The sequence below is a fragment of the Thermococcus sp. 4557 genome (assembly GCF_000221185.1).
Lineage (GTDB): Archaea > Methanobacteriota_B > Thermococci > Thermococcales > Thermococcaceae > Thermococcus.
Genome location: NC_015865.1, coordinates 307,959 through 333,148, shown reverse-complemented (window position 1 = coordinate 333,148; position 25,190 = coordinate 307,959). Strand labels below are relative to the sequence as shown.

The following is a 25,190-nucleotide window of genomic DNA, read 5'->3' as shown; positions in this document are numbered from 1 at the left end:
CATCACATCTTCCAAACCCGGAAGTCAATCGCGATGTTGAACTGCCTCGGCGCGTAGGGGCGGACTTTTCTTTCCTCCAAGAACTCAACCCCAAAGCCCAGCTCCCGAGCAACGGCTTTAATCTTTGCCTCGTGCTCGGAGAACAGGTCTTCCTCCGGACCGAAGCCGTAGTAGTGGACTACCCCACCGTCTCTAACGCTCAGCATGGCCTCCCTGAGAAAGCGATCTGCGAACTTGGGGAGGTTCATTATCACACGGTCGGCCTCAACCCTGCCGGCCACCTTCCGCACGTCCCCGAGGATAGGCACGACGTTGTCAGCCTTGTTCAGCCTGATGTTCTCCTCAAGGTAGCGAACCGCCCAGGGGTTGATGTCGCAGGCAAAGACGAGCTTTGCCTTCTTGGCCAGAAGCACCGCGTACGGCCCGACGCCGGCGAACATGTCGAAGATAACCTCCCCCGGGCGCGTCTTCTCGAAAATCCTCATCCGCTCCGTGGCCAGGCGGGGGGAGAAGTAAACCTTGGCAACATCGAGCTTCAACCTTATCCCGTTCTCGCGGTGGATGGTTTCAGTCCTTCTCTCGCCGGCTAGGTGAATCAGCTCTCTCACGCGGTACTCTCCGGAAACCTTGCCCCCTTTGGCGAAGACGGCCTTTATGTGACGGTGAACCCGGAGGATGGCCTCTCCGATCGCTTTTCCGTGGGGCATCAGCTCGTCGGGGAGCTCGATTATCGCAACCTCACCGATTATGTCGAAGGAGCTCGGGAGGAGCGGTCTAACTTCGTCCGGAACCCTGACGACCTCGCGGTAGCTGTGGGGTTTTCTCTCAAGCCTCTCGAAGTCTGCTTCAACGAGCTCAAAGCCCTCTACTGGCTCTGTGACAGGGAAGAGTATAAACTCACCCTCCCGCCTGACGGCGTATCCTTTAGCCAGGACGCCGAGTTCGATTAATTTCCTGCGGATTTTTTCGGCCTCTCGCTTGGGGACTTTGACTGCGAGCATGCTGTTCACCATAAAGGCTTTGACTCACCCACTACACAACGAGCTACTTCAAAAAGATTTTTGCTATTCAAATCAAATACCCTCAATAAAGAATTGCGGAAAAGAGGATGCTATAAAAAGCCCCTCTCAGGGTTATGTCCCCTGTTTCATAAGGGCCTGCCAGGATCACCACTCGACGGGCTGTACGGATAGTGCCTATACACGCCCACCGTTTCATAAAGGTTTTCTCTCACGACAACCACAGATTTTTGCTCTAAAGATCACCAACTGAACTTATCAACCAGTCTGCCCTGAGCATCATAGAGATAAGCTGTGTCGTGATCGTTATTCCATATCGCCCGTTTTGAGCCCCAATAAAGATCGTGAGACGTGTTGCTACCTCTGCCCGTGTGGAGGACAATCTCCTGCCCTGGCTGAAGGATCACCGAGGGAAAGTAGTACTTGTGGTTAGCTTCATCCATAATGACCCACCCCTTAAGATCCACAGCCTTTGATCCTTTGTTTTTCAGAACCACATATTCATCGTTTAGAACTTCCGTATCCCTTACGTTTGGGCCACCTGCATCATAATGGATCTTCACAATGGCTATCTCTCCAGTGGTGGCTACATGCGTAACTGTCGAAGTATCAGCATACTGGCCAATTTCACACCCCCACAGTCCAAGCTTCTTGGACTCGGCAGTGCGCTGGTACGATAAGTACTCATGCTCCTTCTGGAATTTACCTTCGGTGTAAACCCGAGCATAGCCCTTCTTCACGAGAAGGGCAGTGAAGTCCGTGCCGTTCTCAAGGTAAATGTAGGCCAATAGTCGGCCGTAATAACCCCTCTTCCCGGCATCGGGGTCAAACTGTATGTAAATGACTCTGTTGAGAAGATAGTCCCTAGTGAAAAACTTGGCCTCAACGCCCCAACTGGCTAGACACTTTAGGTCCGTGATGTGGTCGTACTCATTGGGCTTGTTCCGAGAAGCTGAAGTTTCTGGAGTGTCCACGCCGAGGAAACGGACCCTGTCAGTTGTTCCATTGGGGAATGCAATGTCGATTGTATCTCCATCTATGACCTTGATTACGTAGACCTTAATTGCGTCTGTTGGAATGTTCTTTCCAGAGCTCGTCGGGTGGGAGTTGTCTATGGATGAGGCCTCGGAAAATGTATCGGTGGGATAACTCTCCGTGAATGTCGTTGTTGGAGTTGAACCACCAATACAACCTGTAGCAATGGTTGCAGACAACACAATAACGAGTATCAAAAGAAGGGGAACCGTGCGACGAGTCATGCAAACAACCTCCGGTTTAACATTTTACAATATGATTATTATGTTATAAGAAGGTTTCGTTATATGAACAAGAACTGTTGATTCTTGCTATGGAGGCAGCAATTAAGGCTCCGAAAACTGAAATGGTGTTGATAGCTGAAGTGACCATCTTCTTCGATATGGCGGATATCATAAAGTCCTTTGGATGTCGTAAGGTCTCGTTTTATTAACAGCCTGTTGAGGTGGGCTCTCTTTGGGGATGAGCCTTCTATAACTGTGAAGCTGCTTTTAGAAAAGCGTTTGGGAGAATTCTGGTGCCCCGGCCGGGATTTGAACCCGGGGCGCGGGCTCGAAAGGCCCGCATGTTTGACCGGGCTACACCACCGGGGCTCGATATTAGGGAAGGGCGAGCGTTTAAAAATCTTTCGTCTGAGGAGAGCTTTCCCTCGGCAAACTTTTTAAACCTGCGTCCGACCCTCAACCGATGGCCATGAAGACACTCGCCGATGTTTTCAGGGAAGCACTGAGGGAGAAGGGGATCGAGAGCTTTGGGGTGCTCTCCAAGAGGTTCAGAAAGTCAAAGAACAAGCTCCAGGACGTGGCAGTGGAGATAATCAACGGAAAGGGGGCAGTATTCCGCGTTCCTGAGAAAACCCTAGTGGCCTGGGACCTGAACGGCAACCGCGTTGAGGGCGCTCATTACGCCTACGCCCCGCTGTGCATGATGGAGAAGTTCGAGCCGGTTCTGACGCCCGAAGAGCTCCGCTCAAAGCTCCCAGAGTGGCCCTACTTCATAATCGACCTCTACCACTGGGACAAGCACACGCAGAAGGAGAAAGGCAAGGTCTGCCTGCAGGTGAGTCAGAGCTACGGCCTGCTGAGGGACTACTTCACCGGAAGGGAGCTCGCCGTAACGTGGGCGAACGACGAGTTCAAGAGGATGTTCAAGGGGCCTATCGACAGGATAACCCCCTACGCCGGCCCGACGGCGGAGTTTTTGGAGAAGAACGGCATTAACGAGGTGGTTCTCCTCGACCCCTGGGCGGAGGAGGTTCTGAGCGAGAAGGATTTCGACGTCGGGGCCTTTATAATCGGCGGCATCGTGGACACGGGCGGGAACAAAAAGAAGACCACGCCCAAGATAGGCGAGGAGCTTGAGAGGGCAGGAATAAGGGTACGCAGGAGGAAGATCGTTCTCAAAGGCGACGTCGTTGGCGTCCCCGACAGGATAAACCGCATCCTCGGCATAATCCTCAAGATGATGGTGGAAGGAAAGTCCATGGATGAAGCGGTTTACGAGTTCCAGGAACCTCTCCATGCCCGCTGGCGCCTGAGGAAGGAGCTCCCCAAGCGTGCGATCAGATACAAAGTGAACGGCAAGACCTACAGGGTGGTCGAGAAGGAGCTGTTCGATGAGTACTCCAGGTGGCTCAAAATCCGCTGGGAGGACTTCGTGAAGGTGCTGAGGGAGCCTGACCTGATAGCCCTCGAGAGGAAGAGGATACACCACCTCAACAAGATCTCCAACCCAAGGGTAATAAACGGAAAGACTTACCGCGTGATTCTCCTCAAGAAGGCCGCGATGCTGTGCTATAACTGTTGAGGCTTTCTTTTATCCTGTGTAGAAATCGGAGAATGAAAAGAAAGGACTCAGAAGAACACCACAACGGCGTCCCCAACAACCGCCGTCTCGACCTCTTCGCCCTCGCTGAAGACGGCCTTCCTGAGCACGATGTCTTCCTTGCTCAGCTCGACCTTCTGGCCCTCCACCTCAAACTCGATCTTTCCGGCCTCCTTGAGGGCCTTAGCGACTTCCTTGGCATTCTCCTTTAGGTAGGCAGTGATCTTCGGCACGAGCTTTCCGTATTTTGGCCCGACGGTTCTGAAGTTGGGCTTTATCTCGGTGATGCGCTCCTCCAGGGCCGGCTCGCCCTGGATTATCTCCAGCCTCTCGATGTTCATGGTTCCCGCGATGTCCTTCTCGATGGCCTTCAGGGCCTCGTAGGAGTCGGTGGCGTAGATGGCCACGTGCTTCAGCTTGGCGTTGAGAGCTAAGCCGTGGCTGTTCTTGTAGCGCCTCATGGCGCCGACTATCTCGCGGGCGAGCTCTCCGAGCCTCTCGGCTTCCTCGCTTATCCTGCCCTCGCCGTACTTCGGCCACTCAAGGAGGTGCACGCTCTTGGCACCGACGTGGCCCTTGAACATCTCTTGGTAGAGCTCCTCGGTTATGTGCGGGGCCAGCGGCGCGAGGAGGAGCATTATGTTGTAGAGCAGCTCGTAGAGGGCGGCCTTTGCCTTCAGCTTGCTCTCCTCATCGTCGCCGTAGAGGCGGTGCTTGATCATTTCGAGGTAATCATCGGCCACCTCGTGCCAGACGAAGGTCATGAGCTCTCTGGTGAGCAGGTTGAAGCGGTAGCGCTCCATCTCCTCGGTGGCGAACTTGATGACGCGGTGCAGCCTTGAGAGTATCCACCTGTCAATCGGCTCAAGCTCCCCCGGAGCGCTGCTCGGGTCGAAATCGCTCAGATGCCTCTCGGCGAAGCGGTAGATGTTCCAGACCTTCTGGAGGAAGCGGTAGTTGTAGTCGACGGTCTCCCACTTGAACGGGTGGTCCTCTCCGGGCGGAGCGAGGGCGGTCCAGAGGCGGAGCGCATCGGCGCCGTACTTCGGAATGACCTCGTCCGGCGCTACGACGTTGCCGTAGCTCTTGCTCATCTTCCTGCCGTCAGGCCCGGCCACCATTCCGTTGATGAGGACATCGTCCCAGGGCTTCTTGCCGGTGAGGACGTGGGTTCTGAATATCGTGTAGAAGGCCCACGTCCTTATGATGTCCGTTCCCTGCGGCCTGAGCGCGGTCGGGAAGTTGTGCTTGAACCAGCGCTTGGCCTCTTCGTCGCCCTTGATGGCCTCGTGCCACCGGGTTATGATGAGCGGGGTTATGCTGGAGTCTATCCAGCAGTCGAGGACGTCCGTTACGGGCTCGAGCTCGGCACCGCAGACCGGACATTTCTCCACGGGCGGCTTGTCGAAGCGCGGATCGACCGGCAGGTCTTCCTCCTTGGCAGGAACCACGTGACCGTTCTTGCAGACCCAGAACGGGAGCGTCGTTCCAAAGACCCTCTGCCTGCTTATAACCCAGTCCCAGTCCATTGAGTCTGCCCAGTCCTTCAGGCGGAGGAACATGTCGCTCGGGTACCAGTTGATCTCCTCCGCGACCTTCACTATCTCGTCCGTGAAGTCCCTCACCTTGATGAACCACTGGGTCTTGGGGAGCAGCTCGATGGGTGCCATACATGAGCTCCTCTCGGTGTGCCTCAGCACGCGGTGGCGGACCTTCTTTCTGTCGTAGAGGAGGCCCATCTTCTCGAGGTCCTCCGCTATCTTCTCTCTCGCCTCCTCGGTCTTGAGGCCGGCGTAAGGTCCGGCGTTCTCGTTCATGGTGCCGTCCTCGTTGATCGCTATGATAACCGGCAGGTTGTAGCGCTTCTGCCAGACGACATCCTGCTCGTCGCCGTAGGTACAGTTGTAGACCGCACCGGTTCCGAATTCGGGGTCAACGTCCTCATCGGCTATAACTGGCACTTCCCTCTCGAATATCGGGAGCTTCACCTTCTTGCCCACAACGTCCTTGTAGCGCTCGTCCTCCGGGTGGACGAAGACGGCAACACAGGCGGGCATAAGCTCGGGCCTCGTGGTGGCTATGGGGACGTAGCCGCTTCCATCGGCGAGCGGGAGCTTGATGTAGTAAAGATAACCATCCTCCTCGACGTAGCCGACCTCGGCTTTAGCTAGACTCGTCCTGCAGCGCGGGCACCAGTAGACCGGGTGCTTGTCGCGGTAGAGCATACCTTTCTCGTAGAACTCAAGGAGGGACTTCTGAACGGCGGCCCTGTACCACTCATCCATCGTGTGGTACTCCAGGTCCCAGTCGGCGGAGTATCCTATCCTAATGAACTGGTTGCGCATGGCCTCGATGGCCTGCCAGGTCCACTCAACGCACTTCTTGAGGAAGAGCTCGGGCTGGTCTTTGCTTATTCCGAACTCCTTTTCCACCTTGAGCTCGGTCGGGAGACCGTGGTTGTCGAAGCCCTGCGGGAAGAGCACGTTGTAGCCGGTCATTCTCTTATAGCGCGCTATGATGTCGATCCAGGTGTGGCTGAGCACGTGACCGAGGTGGAGGGTTCCGCTAGTGAACGGGGGCGGAGTGTCAATCGCGTAGCTCGGCCTCTTCTCGTCGAGCTCGTACTTGTAGATTTTCTCATCCAGCCAGAACTTCTGCCACTTCGGTTCAATCTCGTTCGGGTCGTAGGTCTTAGGAAGCATGGGCATCACCTTTTCGGTTTTTTGAAGATGGGTTACCCTCAGAAGGGCGGCTTAAAAATCTTAGCAACGCCGGTGGTGCCGGAGTACGGGCTAACCAAGAAGCGCGGAACGCATGGGATTCAAAGGTTGAAATCAGCGTTACGGTGGACGATAGGCACCACCAGGGTATAGAAATGAGCCTGAGGTTTAAAAAGTTTGGGGTTACTTCACCGCCACAAGCCAGTACCTCCTGTCGTTGGGCCTCAGCTCGTGGAGGTCCCCGTAGATTTTGACCCGCCTGAAGTGCTTCTCGGCCAAGAGCCTCATCTCCCTTGGTGTGTAAATGTTGAGCTCGTCGTCCACCATGAAGGCCATAACGCTCCCGTCGGGCCTCACTATCTGCACGAGCCTCTTGAAGTGGAGCTTTTGTGTCGCCGGCTCCACCTCGCGCCAGTCGGTCATGATTAACCGCTCGTCGCCCTTCCGCTCGTCCCACACTATCGGGCCGTCCCTTCCGCCGTAGTACCAGCACGGGAAGTCGGCGATGAAAATTCCGCCCGGTTTCAGCGCCCGTTTTACAGAATTAAACAATTGCTGAATTGCAGAATCATCGAAGTACATAATGGACGAGAAGAACATCGTCACGGCGTCAAATTTCTCCTCAAAATCAATTTCGAGCGCGTCTCCTCGAATGAATTCTATTTTCAGTCCTTCCCCTTCGGCCTTTCTTCTCGCGACGGTCAGCATCTCCCCGTGGAGGTCGAGGCCGGTAACCTTGTATCCCCTCCTCGCGAGTTCGAGCGTTGGAATTCCTGTTCCGCAGGCAAGGTCCAAGATTTTCCGTACCTCTCGCTCGGCTTCATTCTCGAAGAGCCCCTCCACGAAGTCTATCTCTTTCCCAATTCGCTCGACCCTCCGCCTGTAAATCGCATCGTAGTACTCTGCAAGAACTGTGTAGAGTTCGTGCATGATACCACCAGAAATATGGATATATTTTCAAACAAAAGATTTTCGGCGCTCAGAACTCAACGGGCCACATGTTGGTGTACAGCAGAAACCCCGTATCCCCGTCGGTGCTCTCCTTAACCTTCCTAACCGGCACCCTCTTTGTGGAATCCTCCCCCTCTCCCGCCCCCAAGGTCTTAACGTAAAGGATCACCCTCTTCAGCGGTTCTTTGACCTCCGTTTCTATCCTCACCTCTCGTTCCCGCATTTCACCACCTCTGGTCAGCACGGTCACGACGAGGTTCTCTTCTCCCTCGATTTCCCACGAATAGCTCCTGCCCACCGGTATTCTGGCTTTGATTACAAGCACGTTGCGCCTGGCCTTCCCACGTCCGAAGATGCCCATGCTGAACGACACCCCAAGCGCGAGCAGGAGAAGCGGAGGGGCCAGGTAGTACAGCTCCCCAAAATCCACCCCTCTCCCTGTGAGGTAATCAATCGCCCACAGGAACACCAGGGCGGATGTTACCGTTGCCACGGCCATCACCAGGAGAGAGGGGTAAACGACGCCCGCAACGTCCCCATCGGGAATTTCCCACTCACTCATAATCCTCTCCTTCTCAATCAGCTCCCCGATGTAGTCATCAACTATCGAGGCAATGACGAGGACGGGGATGTAGAAGAACGCCCGTGAAGTTGGGAGCAGCACGTTTTTCTCCAACGCATCCATCAGAGGTGGGTACAGGGTCGGGAAAGCTATTTCGACCAGGGGGGAGACCCTCATTATCAGGTACAGCATGTTCGCGAAGTAGGCGAGGGATATCAGCCATCCGGGAGACTCACCGTTGAGAACTATAAACCCCACCAACGCGGCCACGCCGAGGCGGATCAGCGTTTCTGGAGCTGCGATTCCGAGTCCACCAAGAAACGCCGTCAGGGGGGCTATCGAGGCCAGCATGTCGGAAACTATGAGTATCATTGGCACCAAAACTGCCAGCCTCAGTGCGGTCAGGACGTGATCAGTTCTCATCTTATCAGCCTCACTGTTTTTGTAACGACGGAGGTCACGTCTTCCCTGGTCGGGTCCCAGAGGATTGAGTACACCCCCGCCCTTAGAAGGTCGTGCCGGAGGGCCCGCTTCTCCAGCAGTATCAGCGAGCTGACGTCCCTCTCCAAAAGCGAGTACGTGGATACATCGAACACGAGCATTGGAAGCCGTTTATCCCGGTATATCGGACGAAGCCTTCTTATGCCCTCCCTAATCTCAGCCAGTCTTTCGGGGAGCAGGTTTGAGACGTAAATCACAAGGGGTGTGTAGCGGATAAGCACGTGCTTGAGGCCTTCCACGGCGCGAACGAAGTCCTCCTTTTCAACCTCAACCTCTTCAAGCTCCAGGAGCGTTTTAACCAGGATATACAGCTGCTTTGACCCGGTGGCGGGAAGGATGAGCTTTCCGTGGCCCACTACGTAGAGGCCAACGTTGTAGTTCCTCTTTGTGAAGTAGTACGCCAGGGAAGAGACGAGCTGGATGCTGTATTCCAGGGGGTTTTCCACGGAGGAGCCAACTTTGGAGCCCGTTGCGTCTATGATGAAAAGCACCGTTTTTTTGCCCTCCTTCTCGAACTCGTTTACCAGAACCTCACCCTTCCTGGCGGACGCCTTCCAGTTTATGAAGCGGACGGGGTCGCCCGCGCGGTACTCCCTTATCTCCCTGAAGTCCGTGGAGGCCACGCCCCTGATGGAGACGCTCGTCACGGGGATGGGAATCTGGGACTTTGTAACGGGCGTTCTGGTCCTCTTCGGAAGGCTTACGCGCGGCAGCACCGATAGGTAGGTTTCTTCACCAAAAACGCCCCACCTGCTCGGTTTGAGCCCAAAGACGTGGTAGCCCAGCACCTCACTGCGGCCGATGCGGTACCTGCCCCTCTTCGCGGGTTTGATGACGTACTCGTACTCCACCACCAGTTCCCTGGGCCCCTTGAAAAACGCCCGGACGTTGCTCCCATCCACCAGCGAGAACTCCTCCGGGAGGGCGTCCCTTATCACCACGAAGCCGAGGCCGTGCCTGACCTTGAGACGCACGCTGACCCTCAGTTCTTCCCCCACCCGAAGGTTCGTTTTGACGAGCTTCCTCTCAACCGATATCCCCTCCGGGGGATCCACCAAAAGCCCCACCGCCAGCACCGTCATGGGAATTATCGCCAGGTACGCCAGTCCCGGCATGGAGAAGATTATCCCGGCTGCGATGAACCAGAGGGCGGTGGAGATGAAGGAGCGGGCTGCGGTCATTACTCCTCACGCTCGAACTCTTTGGGAACCGGAACCCTCTTAACCGCCGCCTCGACGACCTCCCGACCGCTCACTCCCTCAAAGGCGTACTCAGCCCCGAGAACGATTCTGTGGGCCAGTGCATCTATGACGTATCTCTTGACATCATCTGGAACAACGAAATCCCTGCCGTTCATCATGGCGTTCGCCTTGGAAACCTTCAGCAGCGCCAGAGCGCCTCTGGGACTCGGGCCCGCCTCAACCCTTTCGTCCTTTCTGACCTCCCTGACGATTCCCGCGATGTATTTGAGAACCTCGTCGTGTATGAACACCTCGTGCTCAACGAACGCCTGCATCTCCAGGAACGTGCCCCTGTCCATGACCGGCTCCATGTCAGCGGTTGGGTCGTCCTTGCCCCATGATATCCTTGCCTTGAGGATTCCAACTTCGTCATCCAGGCTCTTAGGATAACCCACGCTCATTCTGAGGAGGAATCTGTCGAGCTGGGCCTCCGGGAGGGGATAGGTTCCCTCGTACTCGATGGGATTCTGGGTGGCTATCACGAAGAAAGGCATCTCAAGCTTCATGGTGTCGCCCTCTATGGTCACTTGGCGTTCCTCCATCGCCTCGAGTAGCGCGGACTGGGTCTTTGGTGGAGCGCGGTTGATCTCGTCCGCCAGGAGAACGTGGGTGAAGATTGGGCCTTTAATGAGCTCAAACGTTCCAAGGTTCTGCCTCCAGACTTTGGTCCCTATGATATCGCTCGGCAGCAGGTCGGGCGTGAACTGAACCCTGCGGTACTCCAGGCCGAGGGCGCGGCCGAAGGCCTTAGCAAGTAGGGTTTTCCCCAGACCCGGATGGTCTTCAAAGAGTACGTTTCCATTTACGAGGGCTGCCGCCAGCGTTTTCCTCACAACCTCCTCGTTGCCGATGTAAACCTTCGAAACAACCGAGACGACTTCATCACAGAGGGTTGCGTAGGACTCCGCGTTCATCTTTTACCCCCCATATACTCTTCAATCTTTTCGATGGCAGATTTAACAAGCTGAAGGCGCCTTTGGAGGCGCTCCCTCTCCCTCTTCCTGACCAGCCAGCTTGGGGTGAACACCGAGTAGCACTCCTCCTCGTACTCCACGATGGGCTCGGTGAGTTCTCTAACTGCTTCAATGTTTCCCAGGGCTTTTATACCGTAGTAGGTCAGGAACGTCACGAGCGGACCCTTCTTTTTACGGAGAACGAAGTCCTCCACCGCCCCCTTCACACGCTCGAACTCCTCGTCCCCGGCTATGGATATCTCCATACTGTGCTTTTTCCATTCTCCCACTAGATAGTTCTCGAGGTTCGCCGCAGAGAGGTGGTTCTGCACGGCCATCGCTGCCAGCAGGGTTGCGAAGCCTATCGTCCCCCACTCCAGGTAAAACACGTACCTTGGGTAGTTCTCAAGCATGTAGGGCCTGAGCCCGGCGTACAGCCCCAGGAGTACAAAGAGCAGTATGATTCCGGCGGCGTTTCTCTCCACGAAACGGCTTCCTATCAGGCCGGAGCGTTCAACGGCAACGAGTGCGTACACGACCACCGATGCCGCCGCGGCATAGAGGAACGCGGGGGCTATAATGTACCCCCTGACCAGCTGACCGCTGAAGGTGTAGAGGGCGTAGAAGGCGATGGCCACCCCAAAGCCCCGGGTTAGAAGCCCCAGGATCTCCGGGAGCTCCGGCGCAACGCTGGCCATGGTAATCCCCGCGGCGAGAAGGGCCAGGGGGAGCTGAAATTCCCAGCTGGTGTACGGTTCGGAGGGGAGGAGATAGAACGCGAGTGCAAAACCCGCCCCCTTAAAGAGTTTGGAGGCAACTTCCCCGTAATCGGGGAGCAGAAGCGAGAGCCGGGAGAGGAGGAAAAACAGCAGGAGCACCTCGATGCTTGCCACAAAGTCCCCCAGGTATCCGCTCAGGAGGGGATATCCCGAAAGGGCATAGACGAGCACCATGAGGATGGGATAGAGAATCAGAGAGGTATCAATCTTTCTCATAGCAGTCACCTCCCACCAGTCGGGACAGAGACCGGTAGAACTCCATGAACTCCCTCATTCCAACAGGGTAGAGGCTGTACCTGGCGACCTCGAAAAGGTACGTGACGGTCTTCAAGTCGTTCCAGTCGTATTCGCCCCGCAGTCTGTGGGCGAGTTCCTCCGGGGCGAGGTCCCTGCCTCCCAGTCCCTTTCTCCTGGCGAGTTCGAGGAAGCATCTGTCGTAGAGCCTCATTATCTCCTCCCTGTAGTCCACAACCCACACTTTGAGCCATCCCTTAACTCTCTCCCCCTTTGCGAGAAGTTCGTGAACCCCCCGGGGCAACACCAGTTCGAATCTATTCCCAGTTCCAGCGGGCTTGCCGTCGACGAAAAGCTCAACGGGAACATCGCTCGTGACGGTGATTTTCTCGCCCTCGCCGTAAACCGGCGGCCTTCTGTCGGGATGAAGGATTGGGGAGTAGCGCCTTTTTTTCAGCCCCCTGAGTGCGGAGGTAATTCCAATCTTAAGCGCCGCGATATCCTCCCGCCTCCGGTAGACGAGCACTCCGACGGGCAGCATGATGAGTCCCGTGAGGATAAGGGTGTAAGGCGGCCGTCCGGCCACGGAAACCTCGAACTCAGCGGTAGATGGAAGGTAAAACTTGTCCCCTTCAAAGACCGCACTGGCCCTATGCCCCCCGCTTTCACTCGGCCGAACCGTGAAGCGGGCAGTGCCGTTCATGTCCGTCCTGGCGCTGTGGTTGCCGAAGAGGTTGAGGGTGACAATCCTTCCAGGGACAGGATTGCCGAACGCATCCACGAGCCTGACCGCGATCGTGGCGTTCTCCCCCTCCCGCATCTCGCCGAATTCCACGGTTATGTTGGTGGGGGAGGCAATTGTCACGGGGATGTTCTCCAGAAGAACGTCTTCGTAGGCAAAGAAAACGTTGTAAATCCCCGGGGAAACGTTTACTGGAACTGTAAAGTTAAAGCGTCCCCCTTTCAGGACACTGGTGAAACGGCCCATGGGGGTCGAAAGGGACACGCTGCCGGAGTCGACGCCCAGAATCGAGCCGTTGATCGTGACGTTCCAGCCTATTATCCACCTATCAGGAACGGTTGCATTGAGCTCGACCGCGGTGATGTTTACCGTCGCCTCCGCACCCAGATAGTACCTGCTTCCCCCGTACGATATTAGAACATGATGTTCCCCAGGCGTTTCCAGAAGCAGGGGGACCGTGAAGACGCCTGCGGAATCTGTGGTAACGTTGATGTGAAAGGTTCCATCCAGGCTGACCCCAATCGTGGCGTTGGGAACGCCGTTCCCTGCGGAATCAACGAGCTTTCCCCCGAGTTCGAACTTCCCGGTCTTCGTCACTATCTGCCCCTCAACCTGAATAGCTGTTCTGTCCCTGACGATTACCCCAGGGTCGCTGTTGGACGGGAGGTAGTAATCGTTTCCCTCGAAGTGGGCCACTATCTGATAGTTTCCAGGGGGAAGGTCATAAGGAGCGGAGCACTCAATGCTGAAGCGTCCGTTTACAGAGGCGCCCCTACCGACCACCACACCTGGGGAGGCCTTGCTCTCGTTGAGGGTCACGTACACCGGGCCGTCAACGGGCCCTCCGTTCTCGTCGGTTACGGTTCCGTTCACCCAGAAGGGCTGGTTCTTTAGTATCTCAACCGGATAATCCGTTATCCTTGTCCGGGTGCGCCCGAGAACTCGCAGTGGGACCTGAAGGACGACCGCTGTGTCGCCTGAGGTTCCGGTTATTTTGACGGTGTAGTCACCTGGCCTCGAGGGTGCCGTTAAGAGGAGGTCGGATTCAAAGTCGGGGATTCCCGACTCCTTCAGGAGCCTGTACCTGCCTGGATACTCGACGTTCAGGTCAACCCTCCCAAAGTACCCGTCTCCCGTGACGTATATCTTTAACCTGCCGAGCTCCCCCGTCACGAGGGTGAGGTTTTCAGGTTCTGCCGTCAGTGAGAACTTCCCGCCCCGAACTATAACGGTGAACGTTTTCGATTTCGTCCCGCTCACGGTACCGCAGTACGAGAGGGTGACTTTGACCGTTGGATGATACGTGCCCGGCTCTGGAATTCCACTCATGCGGAATGGTTTCGTGATGTTCGGCGCAATCGTGGAGCTGACCGAATACAATCCATCCATGCTAATTTTGACGCTAAGTTCCGGTTTGCAACCGTTTACTTCTCCAAGGCCACGAGGAATCACGGTGACGTAGACCTGAAAAGACCTGTTGACATCGGTGACAACGGGGTCCGGCTTGATCAGGATGTCGAAATCCGGACCGGGAAGGCTCTGGTTCTCCGGTTTCTGCGATTCGCCCACCCCCGCGGTTTCGTTGCCCTGTCCCAAGAGGCCGCCCGCGGGTGCAGTGGCATCAAACGTAACCCATCCAATACCCTCAAAGGGCACCTCCGCCCACGCGTGGGCCTGTATCGGATGCACAGCCTGCTCGGCGGGGGTTTCTTTTATCAGATATCCCGTAACCAGCCTCGCGGGGATTCCGTTCAGTCTGGCCAGAACCACGAAGGCCGTGTTGAAGTCAATGCAGACCCCTCTCTTCGAATGAAACAGAAACCATTCGAGGGGGTCGATACCTTCGGGGGCGGGGGGCGCGTTCATGTCAAATTCGTAGTGCGTGCGAAGATAGCTCTCTATCGCCCTCGCCTTCAGGTAGTCACCTTCGATTCCCTCGGTTATGTTGCGGGCTAGCTCCAAGACCCTCTCACTCACGTTCGGAGTCTGGAGGTACTGAGTAGAAACAGTGGTTTTCGCTCCCTCCAGGGCGGTATCCGGGAATATATAATGCACGGTCTTGAAGGAATAGTTCCAGACGACCCCGGAGGTTCCGAACAGGTGGCTTTCAGGGTAGTATCTCAGATCACCCGGCGCGCTTACTTCTTCAGTATAAAGGGCGGTCAGAAGGTTGCCCGTGATTATCGGGGACGCCAGAACCACCGTGATGTTGTCAGACACCTTCGTGTGCTCTACGGTGGGGAGCGGCAGCACGCCCCGGTTTTCAGTCACGGGGGTCTCGTTCAGGCGATACCACGTTCCGTTCAGGTACGTGGCATAGACACCGCCCCTGAGGTACGCGGTGTGGGCTGCCCCGCTCACGGTCATGACGATTCTCTTGGTGTCTCCCCTGCAGAAGCTGTTCCTGCGGAGATCTATGGACTCGGGCTCTGTGAGAATACCCGTGCCGCTGGAGTTGAAAGGATAGCTCATGTTGTTGTACTCATTACTAAGATTGAAGGAGACGTTTCTCGGGGATGCCCCACGGGAACTGCCGTTCAGCCATGGGTAGAACCGGGAGAGGTCAAGGGTACCGTTTTTCATCGCCGATTTCTCTGTGGACTGCTCGGGAGTGCTCACCCCCAAAAGGTTCTCAACGCCGGCGATTCCGGAGCCATTGCCTGCAGAGATCCTTTCAGGGGTGCCGTAAAGCCTTGTAGGTATCTGGTTTATCGATGCTATCAGGAGCAGGGTGAGCAGGAGGATCAGCGCGGAGGATATGTATTTTCTCAACGGAGACACCATTCTTTGTTGTGTCCCGTATCCTACATAGTCCACAGAATTATTTAACCGTTGCCCTCGTGTTTCCACAGCACGCACTGTCAAAGGCCGTTTAAAACACGCCTGAACCCTGCAATTAAAATATCATTCTCCTCCGGCTTTCTAACCGAAAAGCGAACGAACTCGGGCAGGCCGAAGCTCTCACAGCTCCTGACGAGGATTCCACGTTCTTTAAGTCTCTCCACGGCTTCCCCTGCATCACCAACGCGCTTGATGAAGAAGTTGGCGTCGCTTTTCACGTCGAGGGCCTGTTCCAGCCTTTTCTTCTCACGCCAGATTTGGGGCATCGTTTTCCTCAGGTGTTCGAAGCCGTCCTTGATTAGGAATTCAAGGAAGGCCAGACCCACTGAACCTATGCTCCACGGCATTCTAACACTCCTAAACGCCTCTGGAAAGCCCAGGACGTAGCCGACCCTTATTCCCGGCAGACCGTAGCTCTTGGTGAAGGTTCTAAGCCTGACGATGTTTCCTCCTTCCGGGCTTTCAGGTCTCTCCACAAAGTCTATGAAAGCCTCATCGAGGACAAGGAGGGCTTTTCCCTCCTCAACCGCATCGAGGAGGGGTTTGAGCTCCTTAATTCTATAAAACCTCCCGTCGGGGTTGTTGGGGTTGCAGAAGAAAACCACCGAGTCTCTCCCAACAAGCTCCGCGAGCTTTTCAGGCTCGTTCGGGCCTTTAATGACCTCCGCTCCAAAAATCCTCGCAGCCCTCTCGTACTCGCCGTATGTATGGCGGGGGATTACCACCTTCCTCCCACGGAGCGCGAGTATTCCGAGGAGGTAGAGCGCCTCGGTGATTCCAGCCGTTACCGTCAGGGGTTCACCGACTAGCTCGGCCAGTTCCTTCTCAAGCCTCTCATAGTAGGAGTAGCGGGTGCTTATCTCCTTTGCCCTCCGGAACATCTCCTCGAGCCACTCGGGCGGATAGGGATTCAGCGAGGCCGAGAAGTCGAGCAGACCTTCTTCCCTGCTCCCGCCGTGGTAAGTTGAGAACTTCACGGGTTCAAGCATGGAAACACCTCCGTTGCAAGGAGTAGAGAGACGATAATCACCCATTCGGCAACGACTAACCAGTAAACCTTCAGGGCCTTCCGTATATCGTTGTTCTCCGGAGCTCTGCCGGGAAAATGATACACGCCGGGCTTCTCTAGCCAGACGCCGAGGAGGGCGCTCATGGCAGCCATCGGCTTGTCGGAGTTGAGCTTGAACCTCGCGAGGCGGTAATACTTCAAAACCCTCCGTCCGCCGAACGGGAGGTAGAGGAGAACCGTCAAGCGGGCCGGGACGAAGTTGAGGAGGTCGTCGAACCTCGCCGAGAACTTGCCGAAGAACTCGTAGCGCTCGTTCCGGTAACCGAGCATCGCGTCGAGCGTGTTAGCGGCACGGTAGAGCAGAGCTCCCGGGAGGCCAAAGAGGAGGAAGTAGAAAAGGGGAGCCACAACAGAGTCGTTCAGGTTCTCGGCGAGGCTCTCTATCGCTGCCGAGTTGAGGTGCGCCTCGTCAAGGCTCTTTGTATCCCTGCTCACTATCATCGAGACGGCATTCCTCTTTTCCTCGATGTTCTCAGTTACGGTTCTCGAAACGTGCTCGTGGAGGCTCTTTATCGCAAAGGAGCTCTTGAGGAGGTAAACGGCCAAAGCATAGTTGAGCGGGAAGGGTAGGTAGAACGGAAGGAGCGAGAGGGCAATGGCAAAGAGGAGGGCGACCAGAGCGGCCAGTGTTCCGGCTAAGAAGTCGGGAAGAGGACCTTTTCGCTCCCAGCGTCCGTCAAAAAACCCCACTAACCGTCCGAACCAGACGACGGGGTGGACTAACGCCGGCGGCTCGCCGAGGAGCAGGTCCCAGAGGAGCGCAAGGAGAAAAACGATTAGGACCTCCATTCTCCCATGGCCTCCCTGATTTTAGCGTACTCGGCGAGTATCTCCTCACTCGGTTCCCTCAGGCCCCGGCGCACGTACCAGGCCGGGTGTTTTAAGTACTCAACCTCGAATCCAAGCTCTTTGAGGGTCTTCTCGGCGGTTCTGCCAATGGCGAAGATGGCCCCTGGCTTAATCGCCTCGATCTCCATTGCGAGCAGTTCATAGGCCCCCTCAGGGACTCCACGGAGCCTGTTTTGCGGAGGGTTACACTTGAGGACGTTGGTTATGTAGAGGAAGTCGGGGTTAATGCCGAGGCTGAAGAGGGTCTTCCTCAGGAGCATTCCCGATGCGTCGCGGTAGAAGCATATCCCCGTCTTCCCGCAGCCCCTCCTTCCCGGTGCCTCCCCTACGAGCACCACTCCCGAACCGACCCAGCCGTTGGCGAAGGGAAGGCCATCAAACTCCCCGATCCGGAGCTGATAGTCCAGATTCTCGGTGCCGCAAAAGTACTCCGCCTCCATCAGAAACTCCCAGTAGAGAGCCTCCAGTCTCATTAAAGGGCCCATATCATCTGAATTTACCACCAGAAAACGCTCCTGGGGGTTGTATATCGTTCTCGCATAGACCCCGTAGGTCCTCTCATCCAGACTTAGAAAGTCCCTCCAGTCGCGAAGGGCTAACGGGGCGACCTTGAGGTTGGTCGGGTTTATGTAAAGCTCGCCCACCCTTTTGAGGTTCTCCAGCCTTAAGAGCATAATGGATAAAAAGTCCAGAGGGTTTATAGGTTTGGTGGTTGAAGACTGAAACGGTGGAAAAGGGTATGGTGGAGTTCTTTCAGATTCTCGAATCAAAGGGGATAACACTCGACGCGATGCTCGACACCGCGCTGGAACTTTACATCGGTGACGAACGAGAAGAAGTTCGGGAGAAACTTAGGGAGCTGATGCTCCACTATCTTGGTGACATCAACGTCCAGGCACTCCTAACGGCGGCGTTCCTGCTTGAGGAGAACTTCAAGGTTGAGGGCGATCCGGTCAATTTAGTGGCCGACGAGCTGATTGGGATTTCCATAGCCGAGCTAATCGGCGGCAAGATGGCTCTCTTCAACTTCTTCTACTACGACACGCGGAAACCGGGGATTTTGGCGGAGCTCCCACCGTTCCTCGACGACGCGGTCGGCGGCTTCATAGCGGGCTGTATGACGAGACTCTTCGAATCAGAGGGGGAGCAGCCATGAAGAACCTCGTTCCCTTTTTCACCAGACTGCCGGTTAGGGGAGACTTCGAGAAGGCCCGGGGAGAGCTCTGGGCACTCCCACTGGTTGCCCTCCTAAGCTCGGCCCTTCCAACCGCGGTTCTCTACCTTAACCTTCCCCTCGGGAACGTTTTGGCCCTTCTTGCTCTATACTTCACGATAGGGCTCCTCCACCTCGACGGCCTGGCGGACTGGGCGGACGGGATAATGGCCAAGGGCGACCGCGAGAGGAAGATTAAGGCAATGAAGGATCTGAACACCGGGATAGCGGGAGTTTTTGCGGTCGTGATGGTTCTTTTCCTCCAGGTCTATTCCCTCCAGCTCGTTCCTTTCTATGCCCTCTTCCTGGCGGAGCTGAACTCCAAGTTCGCCATGCTCCTCGCTCTAGCGACGAAGAAGCCCCTCGGTCAGGGACTCGGAGCGTACTTCATGGAGCGGGTGAATCGAAAGCAACTGGTTCTTGGAACGGCCCTTTACTTCCTCTTGCTCATCCCAATAGCTTACACCGAACCACGCTCCTTAGCGTCCCTCACTGGCCCCTTGACTGGGGCTTACGTTATTCACATCTCGCTGAAGAACTTTGGCGGGCTTAACGGTGACTGCATTGGGGCTGTGGCGGAGATAACGCGGGCTGGAGCGCTCCTGGGAATTGTGGTGGTCTGGCAGATGAGTTAAGAGGGGGTTCCGATGATAGTCATCATGGCCGGTGGGCGTTCGAGCAGAATGGGACGAGAAAAACCAGTTTTAATGGTCGGCGGAGTGCCAATGATCCTCCGCATCTACCATGAGGCGGAAAATGTCGGTGAAACAACCGTTGCCCTCTCCCGGAACACGCCGAAGACTAAGGAGCTGTGCCTCCGCGAGGGAATTCCCTTCGTAGAAACACCGGGAAAGGGTTATGTTGAAGACGTTGGGTGGCTCCTCCACGAGTTCGGGCCCTTCGTCAGCGTCTCCGCAGACCTGCCCTTCGTGAAGGCGGGCGACATAGCGCAGATCTCAGGGGCCTTCGATGGAAGGACGAGCCTGACCGGGGTTCTGTCCATCGAAAAAATCCCGCGCGACCTGAATCCTGTGGTGTATAAGGGATATGCAATAGTCGGTTTGAACGCCGTTGGGGTAGAGGGAGAGCGCTTCTTCGAGCTGAGCAACCCGCTCTTGGCTCTGAACGTGAACACGCGGGAGGAGATTGAGCTGGCCGAGAGAATGGCACGGATTTTAAGGCCCAAGAAACGAAAAGAGATTTAAGGAAAGGGGAGTAGTTCCAACGGTGATAGCATGAAAACTGGTGGAGACGGGCCGGGAATAGGCTCGTCGATAGTTGGTATTCTGGCGTTCCTAGCGATCATGATAATCGTCGTCCTGGTTATACTGGGCATTCTGGTGTTCTCCGCAGCACTGCTGGTCGTCATAGTGCCCCTGATAATCATTATGGCGGTCGTGGGATGGATAAAGGGAAAACGCAGAAAGGAGCCAAAGGAGCTTGAAGAGCCGTGGCAGTATGAGGAATGGGAAGGACGCTGGTGACCCGAAGGGCATATAAACCCCTGGATAAAAACTCCAGCGGTGGTTGGAATGGAGAGCCTCTTCCTCCTCGTTTTGGGAAATACTGAGATAAGCACCGTTCCGGGGATAAGCGTTGCCGGAGCGACGCCAGAACTGACGAAGCTCACGCCGGTGGCCGATGCCGAATACCTCTTCCACGAGAAGCCCCTGACGATTGACGTAATCCCCGTAACACCGGAAGGGCATCCCACGCCGGCTATAATCACGAAAGCAGCCAAAGAGCTCGCAGACTTTCCCATCCTAATCGTCAGGGGAGGAACGTATTTAGCTCCACTCCTCCCTCACGTCCACATCAGCGACGCCGTTGGGAAGGACTTCAGAAAAGAACCTGCACTGCCGGAGTTCGGGGAGATAATCAAGCGCGCCAAGCTCTTCGGCGAGGAGCTGAACAAAACCCCAATAAAGGAACTCGTAATCGGGGAGTCCACGCCAGGAGGAACGACGACAGCTCAAGCGGTTCTCTGGGCGCTCGGCTACGACGCCAAGACCAGCTCCGCATCTCCGGACAACCCGCAGAGTTTGAAGGAGAAGGTAATCGGTGAAGCCTTCAGTAGGGCCGGAATCGAAAGGGGTCAGCTGAGGGACAACCCCCTCGAAGCCCTCAGGCAGTTCGGCGACCCGATGATGGCGACGGTAATCGGTATCGCGCTCGGCTTTAGGAGGGACATCGTTTTAGCAGGTGGAACTCAGATGCTGGCCGTTTCAGCGCTCTTGAAGGCCCTCGGCGAGGACTTGAGCAGGTTCATGATTGCCACAACCAAGTGGGTCGTGAATGACAAGAGCGCGACCTTCATCGAGACTGCAAAGGAAATCGGGATTATAAGCTACGCCGCCGATTTGGACTTCTCGAAGAGCGAGTTTAAAGGACTGAGGGACTATGAGCGCGGTTACGTTAAGGAGGGAGTAGGGGCTGGAGGAGCCACGTGGCTGGCAATAAAGGCCGGATTCTCGCCGGAGGACGTTAGCGAAAAAGTGGAGGAGCTGTACAGAAGGCTCATGGAGATGAAGTGAGCTCCCTGAGGAGTTCCGCTTCTATTCCCGCTTTTACGGCCTTCTCGTACATCTTTTTGTCGTCGGTTATCAGTTTGGCGTTTACCTTCTTCGCGCAGGCGAGGAAGAGAACGTCGAAACCGCTGGCCCCGGTTTCTCTGCCCAGTTTCATCGCGTCTTCCATGAGGTAAACGTCGGAGTAGAAGATTGAGTAAGTTTCGAGGAACTCAACGCCAACGTCGACTATTCTTTCACTTTTTGAGAGCCTCCACAACACAGTTGAAGTTTCTACGAGCGCTATGACGGGTTCATGAAGTATGAACTCTCCGTTCTGAGCTTTCTTCAGCAGTTCCTTGGCTTTCAGATGAACGGAAAGTTGCCTGTAGTAAATCTCATCGTGTTTTCGGCGCAACGGCGGTAGAAATCCCTTAACGAGGACGCTTGTGTCCAGCACTACGTCAGTACTCGAACTCATAGTCTCTCTCCCTCATCTGGCGGATTATCTCCGTTATATCCTCTACGTCCTCTTCGACCTTCAGCTCCTCCTGAACAACTTTTTCTACCTCCTCAAGGGTAACCCTGCCCTTCCGAATCTCCTTCAGCTTCATTTTCAACAGGAGGTTCTGTGCGTCAAGGAACAGCCTCTCGACCTGGCTCTCAACGTCCTCCATTCTCTCACCGCTCCTAATAGGAAGCGAGACTATTTAACGCTTCTCGTCCTCTCCCACTTCCTCAGACTCTCAGCGAGGGCTTCCCTTACCGCTTTTCCTATGCCCATTCCAAGCTCCGTCGCCGTTCCCGCCCACTCCTTCTCCCCTTCAAAAGCGAAGACGCCGATGCCGTCGCTCGTCGTTCCGGTGGCGTTGTATCCGAGGCTCAGCAGGGTGTACGTCTTCGCCTCGGTGGCAGTCATTATTGCGTTCGCCATCGCGCCGACGGTCAGGCCTTCCCGGATGACGAGGGCGATGTTTATCGTCCCCGGCTTCCAGGGAGGCGGCACATCGCCGGCTATCGCAGGGTTTGTTATCCCGGCCGTGACATAGGCCGTAACACTCCCGCTCCTTGCAACAGAGAGAACCTTACCCACCTCCGCGGCCGTCATAAAGCCAACGAAGTTCTTTAGGCCGCTCTCCCGCTCGAAGGCGAGGCAGTCGGCTTTGTAGTCGCCGGAGTAGTTCTTGTGAACCATCATGAAAAAGAAACCATTTGCTTTCGTTAGGCCCCCTCTGTGGGGTGCGTTGCTTAATGCCAGCAGCGGCTCGTCGAATGGCTGGATGAAGTGTTTGAACTCCATGACTTCCTCCTCAGCCTCTCAAGATATAACCCTTCCCGTTAAACGCTTCCGTTTGCTGAAAGGTTATTAAGTTCAGGAACAAGCTTAATCGGGTGGTAATATGGGAGCGGAGGAACACAAGAGAAAGGCTCCAAAGAAGTTTAAGTTCGCGGTCATAACGGTCAGCGACACCGCGAGCAGGGGTGAGAAGGAGGACAAGAGCGGGAAGTTCCTCGTGGAGGAGCTGGAGAAGGCTGGACATGAGAAGGTTTACTACGCGGTCGTTCCCGACGAGAAGATGGCGATAATCGGTGCCGTTGTCGAGGCCTTCAGAGCGGGGGCGGAGGTCCTGGTAACCTCCGGCGGAACCGGAATAACAAGCAGGGACGTGACGATAGAGAGCATCAGGCCCCTCCTCGATAAGGAACTGACGGGCTTCGGCGAGGTTTTTAGACTCCTCAGCTACGAGGAGATAGGCACAGCCGCGGTCATGACGAGGGCAACCGCGGGAATAATCAGGAGCTCCGGCAGAACCATGGCCGTCTTCTGCCTGCCCGGCAGTCTCGGCGCGGCAAGGACTGGGATCAAAATCATCCTCAAAGAGGCCGGCCACGTACTCAAGCACGGGAGGGAGTAAGGTTAATATTCGATCATACAAAGATAATGGGTGGTGATGAAGATGGAAAATCTCAACGAGCCAGGGAAACAACCAATGCAAACGGAGGCCAAAAAACTTGAGAGGCTAAGGCACTTTAGGGGTGCACTTGGAACGTTTGAGGAGAAAACGATAAAATGGGCCATTGCGGAGGCTGAAGAGCTTTGAAAGACGTCATCTTCATCGACACTTCTGTCATCGTCGAGTACATCCTCAACGGGAAAGATGCTGACGCGGCCGAGATGATTCTTTTGAGCGGAGATACCAAGGTTACCTCAATGCTCGTATACAGGGAATCTCTTGGAGCCCTCGCAATGGCATTCGGACGTGAAAAGTTTGGAATAAAGGGCAAGCACAGTCTACGAAAGTTCATTAGAAAAAATGGATGGAAACCCTTTGAGCCAGTTCTGAACGTGCTCGATGGCCTTCTCAGCGAAGTGGGCATTGTGATACTCCAAGACGTTCAGCAGACAAGGGAACTTAGGGTCATCATGGAAAAATACAATCTTCTGCCCTCCGATGCCCAAATAACTCTGACCTGTAAAAGCTATGGCATCCAGAGGATAGCTACATTTGATTCAGACTTCAAGCGTGTTGAGTTTCTAGAAACAGTGGGGGTATGAAAATGAAGGAGTTCAAGACTCTCACTCCCTACAGAGAGGCATTAAAGCTCCTCCTCGACGACCTGAGCGAGATTTATGAAACCGAGAAGGTTCCCCTCTCCGAGGCCCTCGGACGGGTTCTGGCTGAAGACGTCGTTTCCCCCATAGACAGCCCGCCCTTCGACCGCTCGGCCGTCGACGGCTATGCCCTCCGGGCGGAGGACACGTTCCCGGCAAGGGAGTACAGCCCGGTTGAACTCAGCGTCGTGGACGAGATAGTCGCGGGGGAGGAGAGCGGGGCGAAAGTTGAGCCCGGAACGGCTGTGAAGCTCATGACCGGCTCGAAGATGCCTGAGGGGGCCAACGCGGTTCTTATGCAGGAGATGGCGGAGCGCGATGGGAACGTCATAAGGGTTCTCAGACCTGTCGCTCCGGGACAGAACGTGGCCTTCGCCGGCGAGGACGTGAGGAAGGGGGAGGTTGTCCTCCAAAAGGGACAGGTTTTAAGGCCCCAGGACCTGGCGCTCCTCAAGAGCATCGGCTTCAGGAGCGTGAAGGTCAAGAGAAAGCCCCGCGTCGGGATAATAATTACGGGCGACGAGCTCATCGAGGAGTTCGATGAAGACGCACTGAAGGCTGGGAAGATTGTTGAGAGCAACTCGGTCATGCTCACAGGACTGGTGCGGCAGTACTTCGGCGAGCCGGTTTTCTACGGCGTCGTCCCGGACGATGAAGATGCCATCAGATCTGCGATAGAACGGGCAAGGGGAGAGTGCGACCTCGTCCTCGTCACGGGCGGCTCCGCCTTCGGGGATAAGGACTTCGCCCACCGCTTCGTCAAGCTGCTCTTCCACGGCACGACGATAAAGCCCGGGAGGCCGGTGGGCTACGGCGAGAGGGTCTTCATCATGAGCGGTTATCCGGTAGCCGTCTTCGCCCAGTTCCATCTCTACGTCAAGCACGCCCTCGCGAAGCTGGTTGGGGCCAGGAACTATGAGGTCAGGATCCGGGCGAGGCTCACCGAGCGCGTTTCGAGCCAGCTCGGGCGCTACGAGTTCGTGAAGGTGTGGTACGAGAACGGGGAAGCCAGACCCATCAAGAAGAAGGGCAGCGGGATAATAAGCTCGCTCGTGGAGAGCAACGGGTATATCGAAATCCCCGAGGACAGCGAGGGGTATCTCGAGGGGGAGACCATCGAAGTGGTGCTGTACTGAAAGCCCTCACTCCCCAATCAGCTCCTTTTTATCCGGCTTTTTTATTATGGGCTTAACCTCATCGGGGAGGCCGTTTGGATCAACGAGGTTCTCCACTATCTCAATGGCCTCGCTGCGCTCCCTTTTCCGTTCCGCAATAACATCACTCAGAAAATTCGATTTTCCCCACGGGAGAACGTCCCTGATTTTTTCTTCCTCTTCGTCCCCGGGGTTTTTCTTCTGATCTGCCACACATATCCCCCGTAGAACTACCACAAGAACCTAATAAACCTTACTCCACGGGATGTTACGATGCTATGGCCCGCCCGTAACTCCCGCCCTCATCGATGCCAGACGGCGGGCTCAGGCGGGCTAACCCAGGCGGGCCGTCTGTGCCCGGTCTGGGTTTCCCGCGGCCATC

26 protein-coding genes and 1 tRNA gene are annotated in these 25,190 nt (G+C 55.8%); 10 read left to right on the top strand and 17 right to left on the bottom strand.

Annotation, left to right across the window (positions count from 1 at the left end):
- Positions 1–2: 2 nt before the first annotated feature.
- From GQS_RS01555 to GQS_RS01545, 3 genes are all read right to left on the bottom strand, one after another.
- Complete coding sequence (locus GQS_RS01555) at positions 3–1,001, bottom strand: class I SAM-dependent methyltransferase family protein (protein ID WP_014011906.1); 999 nt, start codon at positions 999–1,001, stop codon at positions 3–5.
- A gap of 260 nt (positions 1,002–1,261) precedes the next feature.
- Positions 1,262–2,278 (bottom strand): lamin tail domain-containing protein, encoded by a 1,017-nt coding sequence (locus GQS_RS01550; protein WP_014011905.1) that lies wholly within the window; start codon positions 2,276–2,278, stop codon positions 1,262–1,264.
- 291 nt (positions 2,279–2,569) lie between these two features.
- Positions 2,570–2,647, bottom strand: a tRNA-Glu gene (locus GQS_RS01545).
- Positions 2,648–2,747: 100 nt separating this feature from the next.
- Here GQS_RS01545 and trm10 point away from each other — a divergent pair.
- Entirely contained in the window at positions 2,748–3,860 is a 1,113-nt protein-coding gene (trm10, locus tag GQS_RS01540; protein WP_014011903.1) for a tRNA (guanine(9)-/adenine(9)-N1)-methyltransferase, read from the top strand.
- A gap of 47 nt (positions 3,861–3,907) precedes the next feature.
- Here trm10 and GQS_RS01535 read toward each other — a convergent pair whose 3' ends face one another.
- The 10 genes from GQS_RS01535 to GQS_RS01490 all read right to left on the bottom strand — a co-directional run bounded on the left by GQS_RS01535 (position 3,908) and on the right by GQS_RS01490 (position 17,994).
- Positions 3,908–6,580: a valine--tRNA ligase gene (locus GQS_RS01535; RefSeq protein WP_014011902.1), complete on the bottom strand. Its 2,673-nt coding sequence runs from the start codon at positions 6,578–6,580 to the stop codon at positions 3,908–3,910.
- 201 nt (positions 6,581–6,781) lie between these two features.
- The gene (locus GQS_RS01530; protein ID WP_014011901.1) at positions 6,782–7,528 is read right to left on the bottom strand and encodes a class I SAM-dependent methyltransferase; all 747 of its coding nucleotides are present in this window, start codon (positions 7,526–7,528) and stop codon (positions 6,782–6,784) included.
- A 49-nt stretch (positions 7,529–7,577) separates the two neighbouring features.
- Positions 7,578–8,534, bottom strand: coding sequence for a hypothetical protein (locus tag GQS_RS01525; RefSeq protein ID WP_014011900.1), 957 nt, complete (start codon positions 8,532–8,534; stop codon positions 7,578–7,580).
- Positions 8,531–9,793, bottom strand: coding sequence for a DUF58 domain-containing protein (locus GQS_RS01520; RefSeq protein ID WP_014011899.1), 1,263 nt, complete (start codon positions 9,791–9,793; stop codon positions 8,531–8,533). The genes GQS_RS01525 and GQS_RS01520 overlap by 4 nt, the downstream gene beginning before the upstream one ends.
- Complete coding sequence (locus GQS_RS01515) at positions 9,793–10,767, bottom strand: MoxR family ATPase (protein ID WP_014011898.1); 975 nt, start codon at positions 10,765–10,767, stop codon at positions 9,793–9,795. Before GQS_RS01515 ends, GQS_RS01520 begins: the two co-directional genes overlap by 1 nt.
- Positions 10,764–11,801, bottom strand: a complete 1,038-nt coding sequence (locus GQS_RS01510; RefSeq protein WP_014011897.1) for a hypothetical protein — start codon at positions 11,799–11,801, stop codon at positions 10,764–10,766. The genes GQS_RS01515 and GQS_RS01510 overlap by 4 nt, the downstream gene beginning before the upstream one ends.
- Complete coding sequence (locus GQS_RS01505) at positions 11,788–15,333, bottom strand: transglutaminase domain-containing protein (RefSeq protein WP_014011896.1); 3,546 nt, start codon at positions 15,331–15,333, stop codon at positions 11,788–11,790. The genes GQS_RS01510 and GQS_RS01505 overlap by 14 nt, the downstream gene beginning before the upstream one ends.
- An 89-nt stretch (positions 15,334–15,422) precedes the next feature.
- Positions 15,423–16,391: an aminotransferase class I/II-fold pyridoxal phosphate-dependent enzyme gene (locus tag GQS_RS01500; protein WP_014011895.1), complete on the bottom strand. Its 969-nt coding sequence runs from the start codon at positions 16,389–16,391 to the stop codon at positions 15,423–15,425.
- Positions 16,376–17,260: an adenosylcobinamide-phosphate synthase CbiB gene (gene cbiB, locus GQS_RS01495; protein WP_014011894.1), complete on the bottom strand. Its 885-nt coding sequence runs from the start codon at positions 17,258–17,260 to the stop codon at positions 16,376–16,378. Before cbiB ends, GQS_RS01500 begins: the two co-directional genes overlap by 16 nt.
- Entirely contained in the window at positions 17,248–17,994 is a 747-nt protein-coding gene (locus tag GQS_RS01490; protein WP_014011893.1) for a uracil-DNA glycosylase family protein, read from the bottom strand. The genes cbiB and GQS_RS01490 overlap by 13 nt, the downstream gene beginning before the upstream one ends.
- 65 nt (positions 17,995–18,059) lie before the next feature.
- Here GQS_RS01490 and cobZ point away from each other — a divergent pair, with 65 nt between their 5' ends.
- The 5 genes from cobZ to cobT are packed head-to-tail and all read left to right on the top strand — an operon-like array spanning position 18,060 to position 21,067.
- Positions 18,060–18,476: an alpha-ribazole phosphatase CobZ gene (gene cobZ / locus GQS_RS01485; protein WP_014011892.1), complete on the top strand. Its 417-nt coding sequence runs from the start codon at positions 18,060–18,062 to the stop codon at positions 18,474–18,476.
- Positions 18,473–19,168 carry an adenosylcobinamide-GDP ribazoletransferase gene (gene cobS, locus GQS_RS01480; RefSeq protein WP_014011891.1) on the top strand — a complete coding sequence of 232 codons (696 nt, stop codon included), beginning with the start codon at positions 18,473–18,475 and terminating at the stop codon, positions 19,166–19,168. The genes cobZ and cobS overlap by 4 nt, the downstream gene beginning before the upstream one ends.
- A gap of 12 nt (positions 19,169–19,180) precedes the next feature.
- Entirely contained in the window at positions 19,181–19,738 is a 558-nt protein-coding gene (locus GQS_RS01475; RefSeq protein ID WP_014011890.1) for an NTP transferase domain-containing protein, read from the top strand.
- Positions 19,739–19,768: 30 nt separating this feature from the next.
- The gene (locus GQS_RS01470; RefSeq protein ID WP_014011889.1) at positions 19,769–20,017 is read left to right on the top strand and encodes a hypothetical protein; all 249 of its coding nucleotides are present in this window, start codon (positions 19,769–19,771) and stop codon (positions 20,015–20,017) included.
- Between the two features lie 48 nt (positions 20,018–20,065).
- On the top strand, positions 20,066–21,067 hold the full coding sequence (cobT, locus tag GQS_RS01465; RefSeq protein WP_014011888.1) for a nicotinate mononucleotide-dependent phosphoribosyltransferase CobT: 1,002 nt from the start codon (positions 20,066–20,068) through the stop codon (positions 21,065–21,067).
- On the opposite strand, the gene GQS_RS10805 is transcribed toward cobT, so the two are convergent.
- The 3 genes from GQS_RS10805 to GQS_RS01450 are packed head-to-tail and all read right to left on the bottom strand — an operon-like array spanning position 21,051 to position 22,340.
- Positions 21,051–21,521, bottom strand: coding sequence for a type II toxin-antitoxin system VapC family toxin (locus GQS_RS10805; RefSeq protein WP_014011887.1), 471 nt, complete (start codon positions 21,519–21,521; stop codon positions 21,051–21,053). The genes cobT and GQS_RS10805 overlap by 17 nt on opposite strands.
- Positions 21,505–21,717, bottom strand: coding sequence for a hypothetical protein (locus GQS_RS01455; RefSeq protein WP_014011886.1), 213 nt, complete (start codon positions 21,715–21,717; stop codon positions 21,505–21,507). Before GQS_RS01455 ends, GQS_RS10805 begins: the two co-directional genes overlap by 17 nt.
- Positions 21,718–21,746: 29 nt before the next feature.
- Complete coding sequence (locus GQS_RS01450; RefSeq protein ID WP_014011885.1) at positions 21,747–22,340, bottom strand: adenosylcobinamide amidohydrolase; 594 nt, start codon at positions 22,338–22,340, stop codon at positions 21,747–21,749.
- Between the two features lie 100 nt (positions 22,341–22,440).
- On the opposite strand from GQS_RS01450, the gene GQS_RS01445 reads away from it, so the two are divergent.
- The 4 genes from GQS_RS01445 to glp are packed head-to-tail and all read left to right on the top strand — an operon-like array spanning position 22,441 to position 24,790.
- Entirely contained in the window at positions 22,441–22,956 is a 516-nt protein-coding gene (locus GQS_RS01445) for a molybdenum cofactor biosynthesis protein B (RefSeq protein ID WP_014011884.1), read from the top strand.
- 33 nt (positions 22,957–22,989) lie between these two features.
- Positions 22,990–23,142, top strand: a complete 153-nt coding sequence (locus GQS_RS10935; RefSeq protein ID WP_158306488.1) for a hypothetical protein — start codon at positions 22,990–22,992, stop codon at positions 23,140–23,142.
- Entirely contained in the window at positions 23,139–23,597 is a 459-nt protein-coding gene (locus tag GQS_RS01440; RefSeq protein ID WP_014011882.1) for a PIN domain-containing protein, read from the top strand. Before GQS_RS10935 ends, GQS_RS01440 begins: the two co-directional genes overlap by 4 nt.
- Positions 23,598–23,599: 2 nt before the next feature.
- Positions 23,600–24,790: a gephyrin-like molybdotransferase Glp gene (glp, locus tag GQS_RS01435; protein ID WP_014011881.1), complete on the top strand. Its 1,191-nt coding sequence runs from the start codon at positions 23,600–23,602 to the stop codon at positions 24,788–24,790.
- A 6-nt stretch (positions 24,791–24,796) separates the two neighbouring features.
- Here glp and GQS_RS01430 read toward each other — a convergent pair whose 3' ends face one another.
- Positions 24,797–25,021 carry a hypothetical protein gene (locus GQS_RS01430; RefSeq protein ID WP_014011880.1) on the bottom strand — a complete coding sequence of 75 codons (225 nt, stop codon included), beginning with the start codon at positions 25,019–25,021 and terminating at the stop codon, positions 24,797–24,799.
- Positions 25,022–25,190: the final 169 nt, after the last annotated feature.

Excerpts from the sequence above, each read along its gene's own strand:
- GQS_RS01515 (WP_014011898.1), bottom strand. The coding sequence starts at position 10,767 with ATGAACGCGGAGTCCTACGCAACCCTCTGTGATGAAGTCGTCTCGGTT.
- GQS_RS01450 (WP_014011885.1), bottom strand. The coding sequence starts at position 22,340 with ATGGAGTTCAAACACTTCATCCAGCCATTCGACGAGCCGCTGCTGGCA.
- GQS_RS01455 (WP_014011886.1), bottom strand. The coding sequence starts at position 21,717 with ATGGAGGACGTTGAGAGCCAGGTCGAGAGGCTGTTCCTTGACGCACAG.
- GQS_RS01535 (WP_014011902.1), bottom strand. The coding sequence starts at position 6,580 with ATGCTTCCTAAGACCTACGACCCGAACGAGATTGAACCGAAGTGGCAG.
- cobT (WP_014011888.1), top strand. The coding sequence starts at position 20,066 with ATGGAGAGCCTCTTCCTCCTCGTTTTGGGAAATACTGAGATAAGCACC.
- trm10 (WP_014011903.1), top strand. The coding sequence starts at position 2,748 with ATGAAGACACTCGCCGATGTTTTCAGGGAAGCACTGAGGGAGAAGGGG.
- GQS_RS01490 (WP_014011893.1), bottom strand. The coding sequence starts at position 17,994 with ATGCTCTTAAGGCTGGAGAACCTCAAAAGGGTGGGCGAGCTTTACATA.
- GQS_RS01520 (WP_014011899.1), bottom strand. The coding sequence starts at position 9,793 with ATGACCGCAGCCCGCTCCTTCATCTCCACCGCCCTCTGGTTCATCGCA.
- GQS_RS01500 (WP_014011895.1), bottom strand. The coding sequence starts at position 16,391 with ATGCTTGAACCCGTGAAGTTCTCAACTTACCACGGCGGGAGCAGGGAA.
- glp (WP_014011881.1), top strand. The coding sequence starts at position 23,600 with ATGAAGGAGTTCAAGACTCTCACTCCCTACAGAGAGGCATTAAAGCTC.
- cbiB (WP_014011894.1), bottom strand. The coding sequence starts at position 17,260 with ATGGAGGTCCTAATCGTTTTTCTCCTTGCGCTCCTCTGGGACCTGCTC.
- GQS_RS01470 (WP_014011889.1), top strand. The coding sequence starts at position 19,769 with ATGAAAACTGGTGGAGACGGGCCGGGAATAGGCTCGTCGATAGTTGGT.
- GQS_RS01525 (WP_014011900.1), bottom strand. The coding sequence starts at position 8,534 with ATGAGAACTGATCACGTCCTGACCGCACTGAGGCTGGCAGTTTTGGTG.
- GQS_RS01555 (WP_014011906.1), bottom strand. The coding sequence starts at position 1,001 with ATGCTCGCAGTCAAAGTCCCCAAGCGAGAGGCCGAAAAAATCCGCAGG.
- GQS_RS01530 (WP_014011901.1), bottom strand. The coding sequence starts at position 7,528 with ATGCACGAACTCTACACAGTTCTTGCAGAGTACTACGATGCGATTTAC.
- GQS_RS01550 (WP_014011905.1), bottom strand. The coding sequence starts at position 2,278 with ATGACTCGTCGCACGGTTCCCCTTCTTTTGATACTCGTTATTGTGTTG.
- GQS_RS01475 (WP_014011890.1), top strand. The coding sequence starts at position 19,181 with ATGATAGTCATCATGGCCGGTGGGCGTTCGAGCAGAATGGGACGAGAA.
- GQS_RS10805 (WP_014011887.1), bottom strand. The coding sequence starts at position 21,521 with ATGAGTTCGAGTACTGACGTAGTGCTGGACACAAGCGTCCTCGTTAAG.
- cobZ (WP_014011892.1), top strand. The coding sequence starts at position 18,060 with ATGGTGGAGTTCTTTCAGATTCTCGAATCAAAGGGGATAACACTCGAC.
- GQS_RS01445 (WP_014011884.1), top strand. The coding sequence starts at position 22,441 with ATGGGAGCGGAGGAACACAAGAGAAAGGCTCCAAAGAAGTTTAAGTTC.
- cobS (WP_014011891.1), top strand. The coding sequence starts at position 18,473 with ATGAAGAACCTCGTTCCCTTTTTCACCAGACTGCCGGTTAGGGGAGAC.
- GQS_RS01510 (WP_014011897.1), bottom strand. The coding sequence starts at position 11,801 with ATGAGAAAGATTGATACCTCTCTGATTCTCTATCCCATCCTCATGGTG.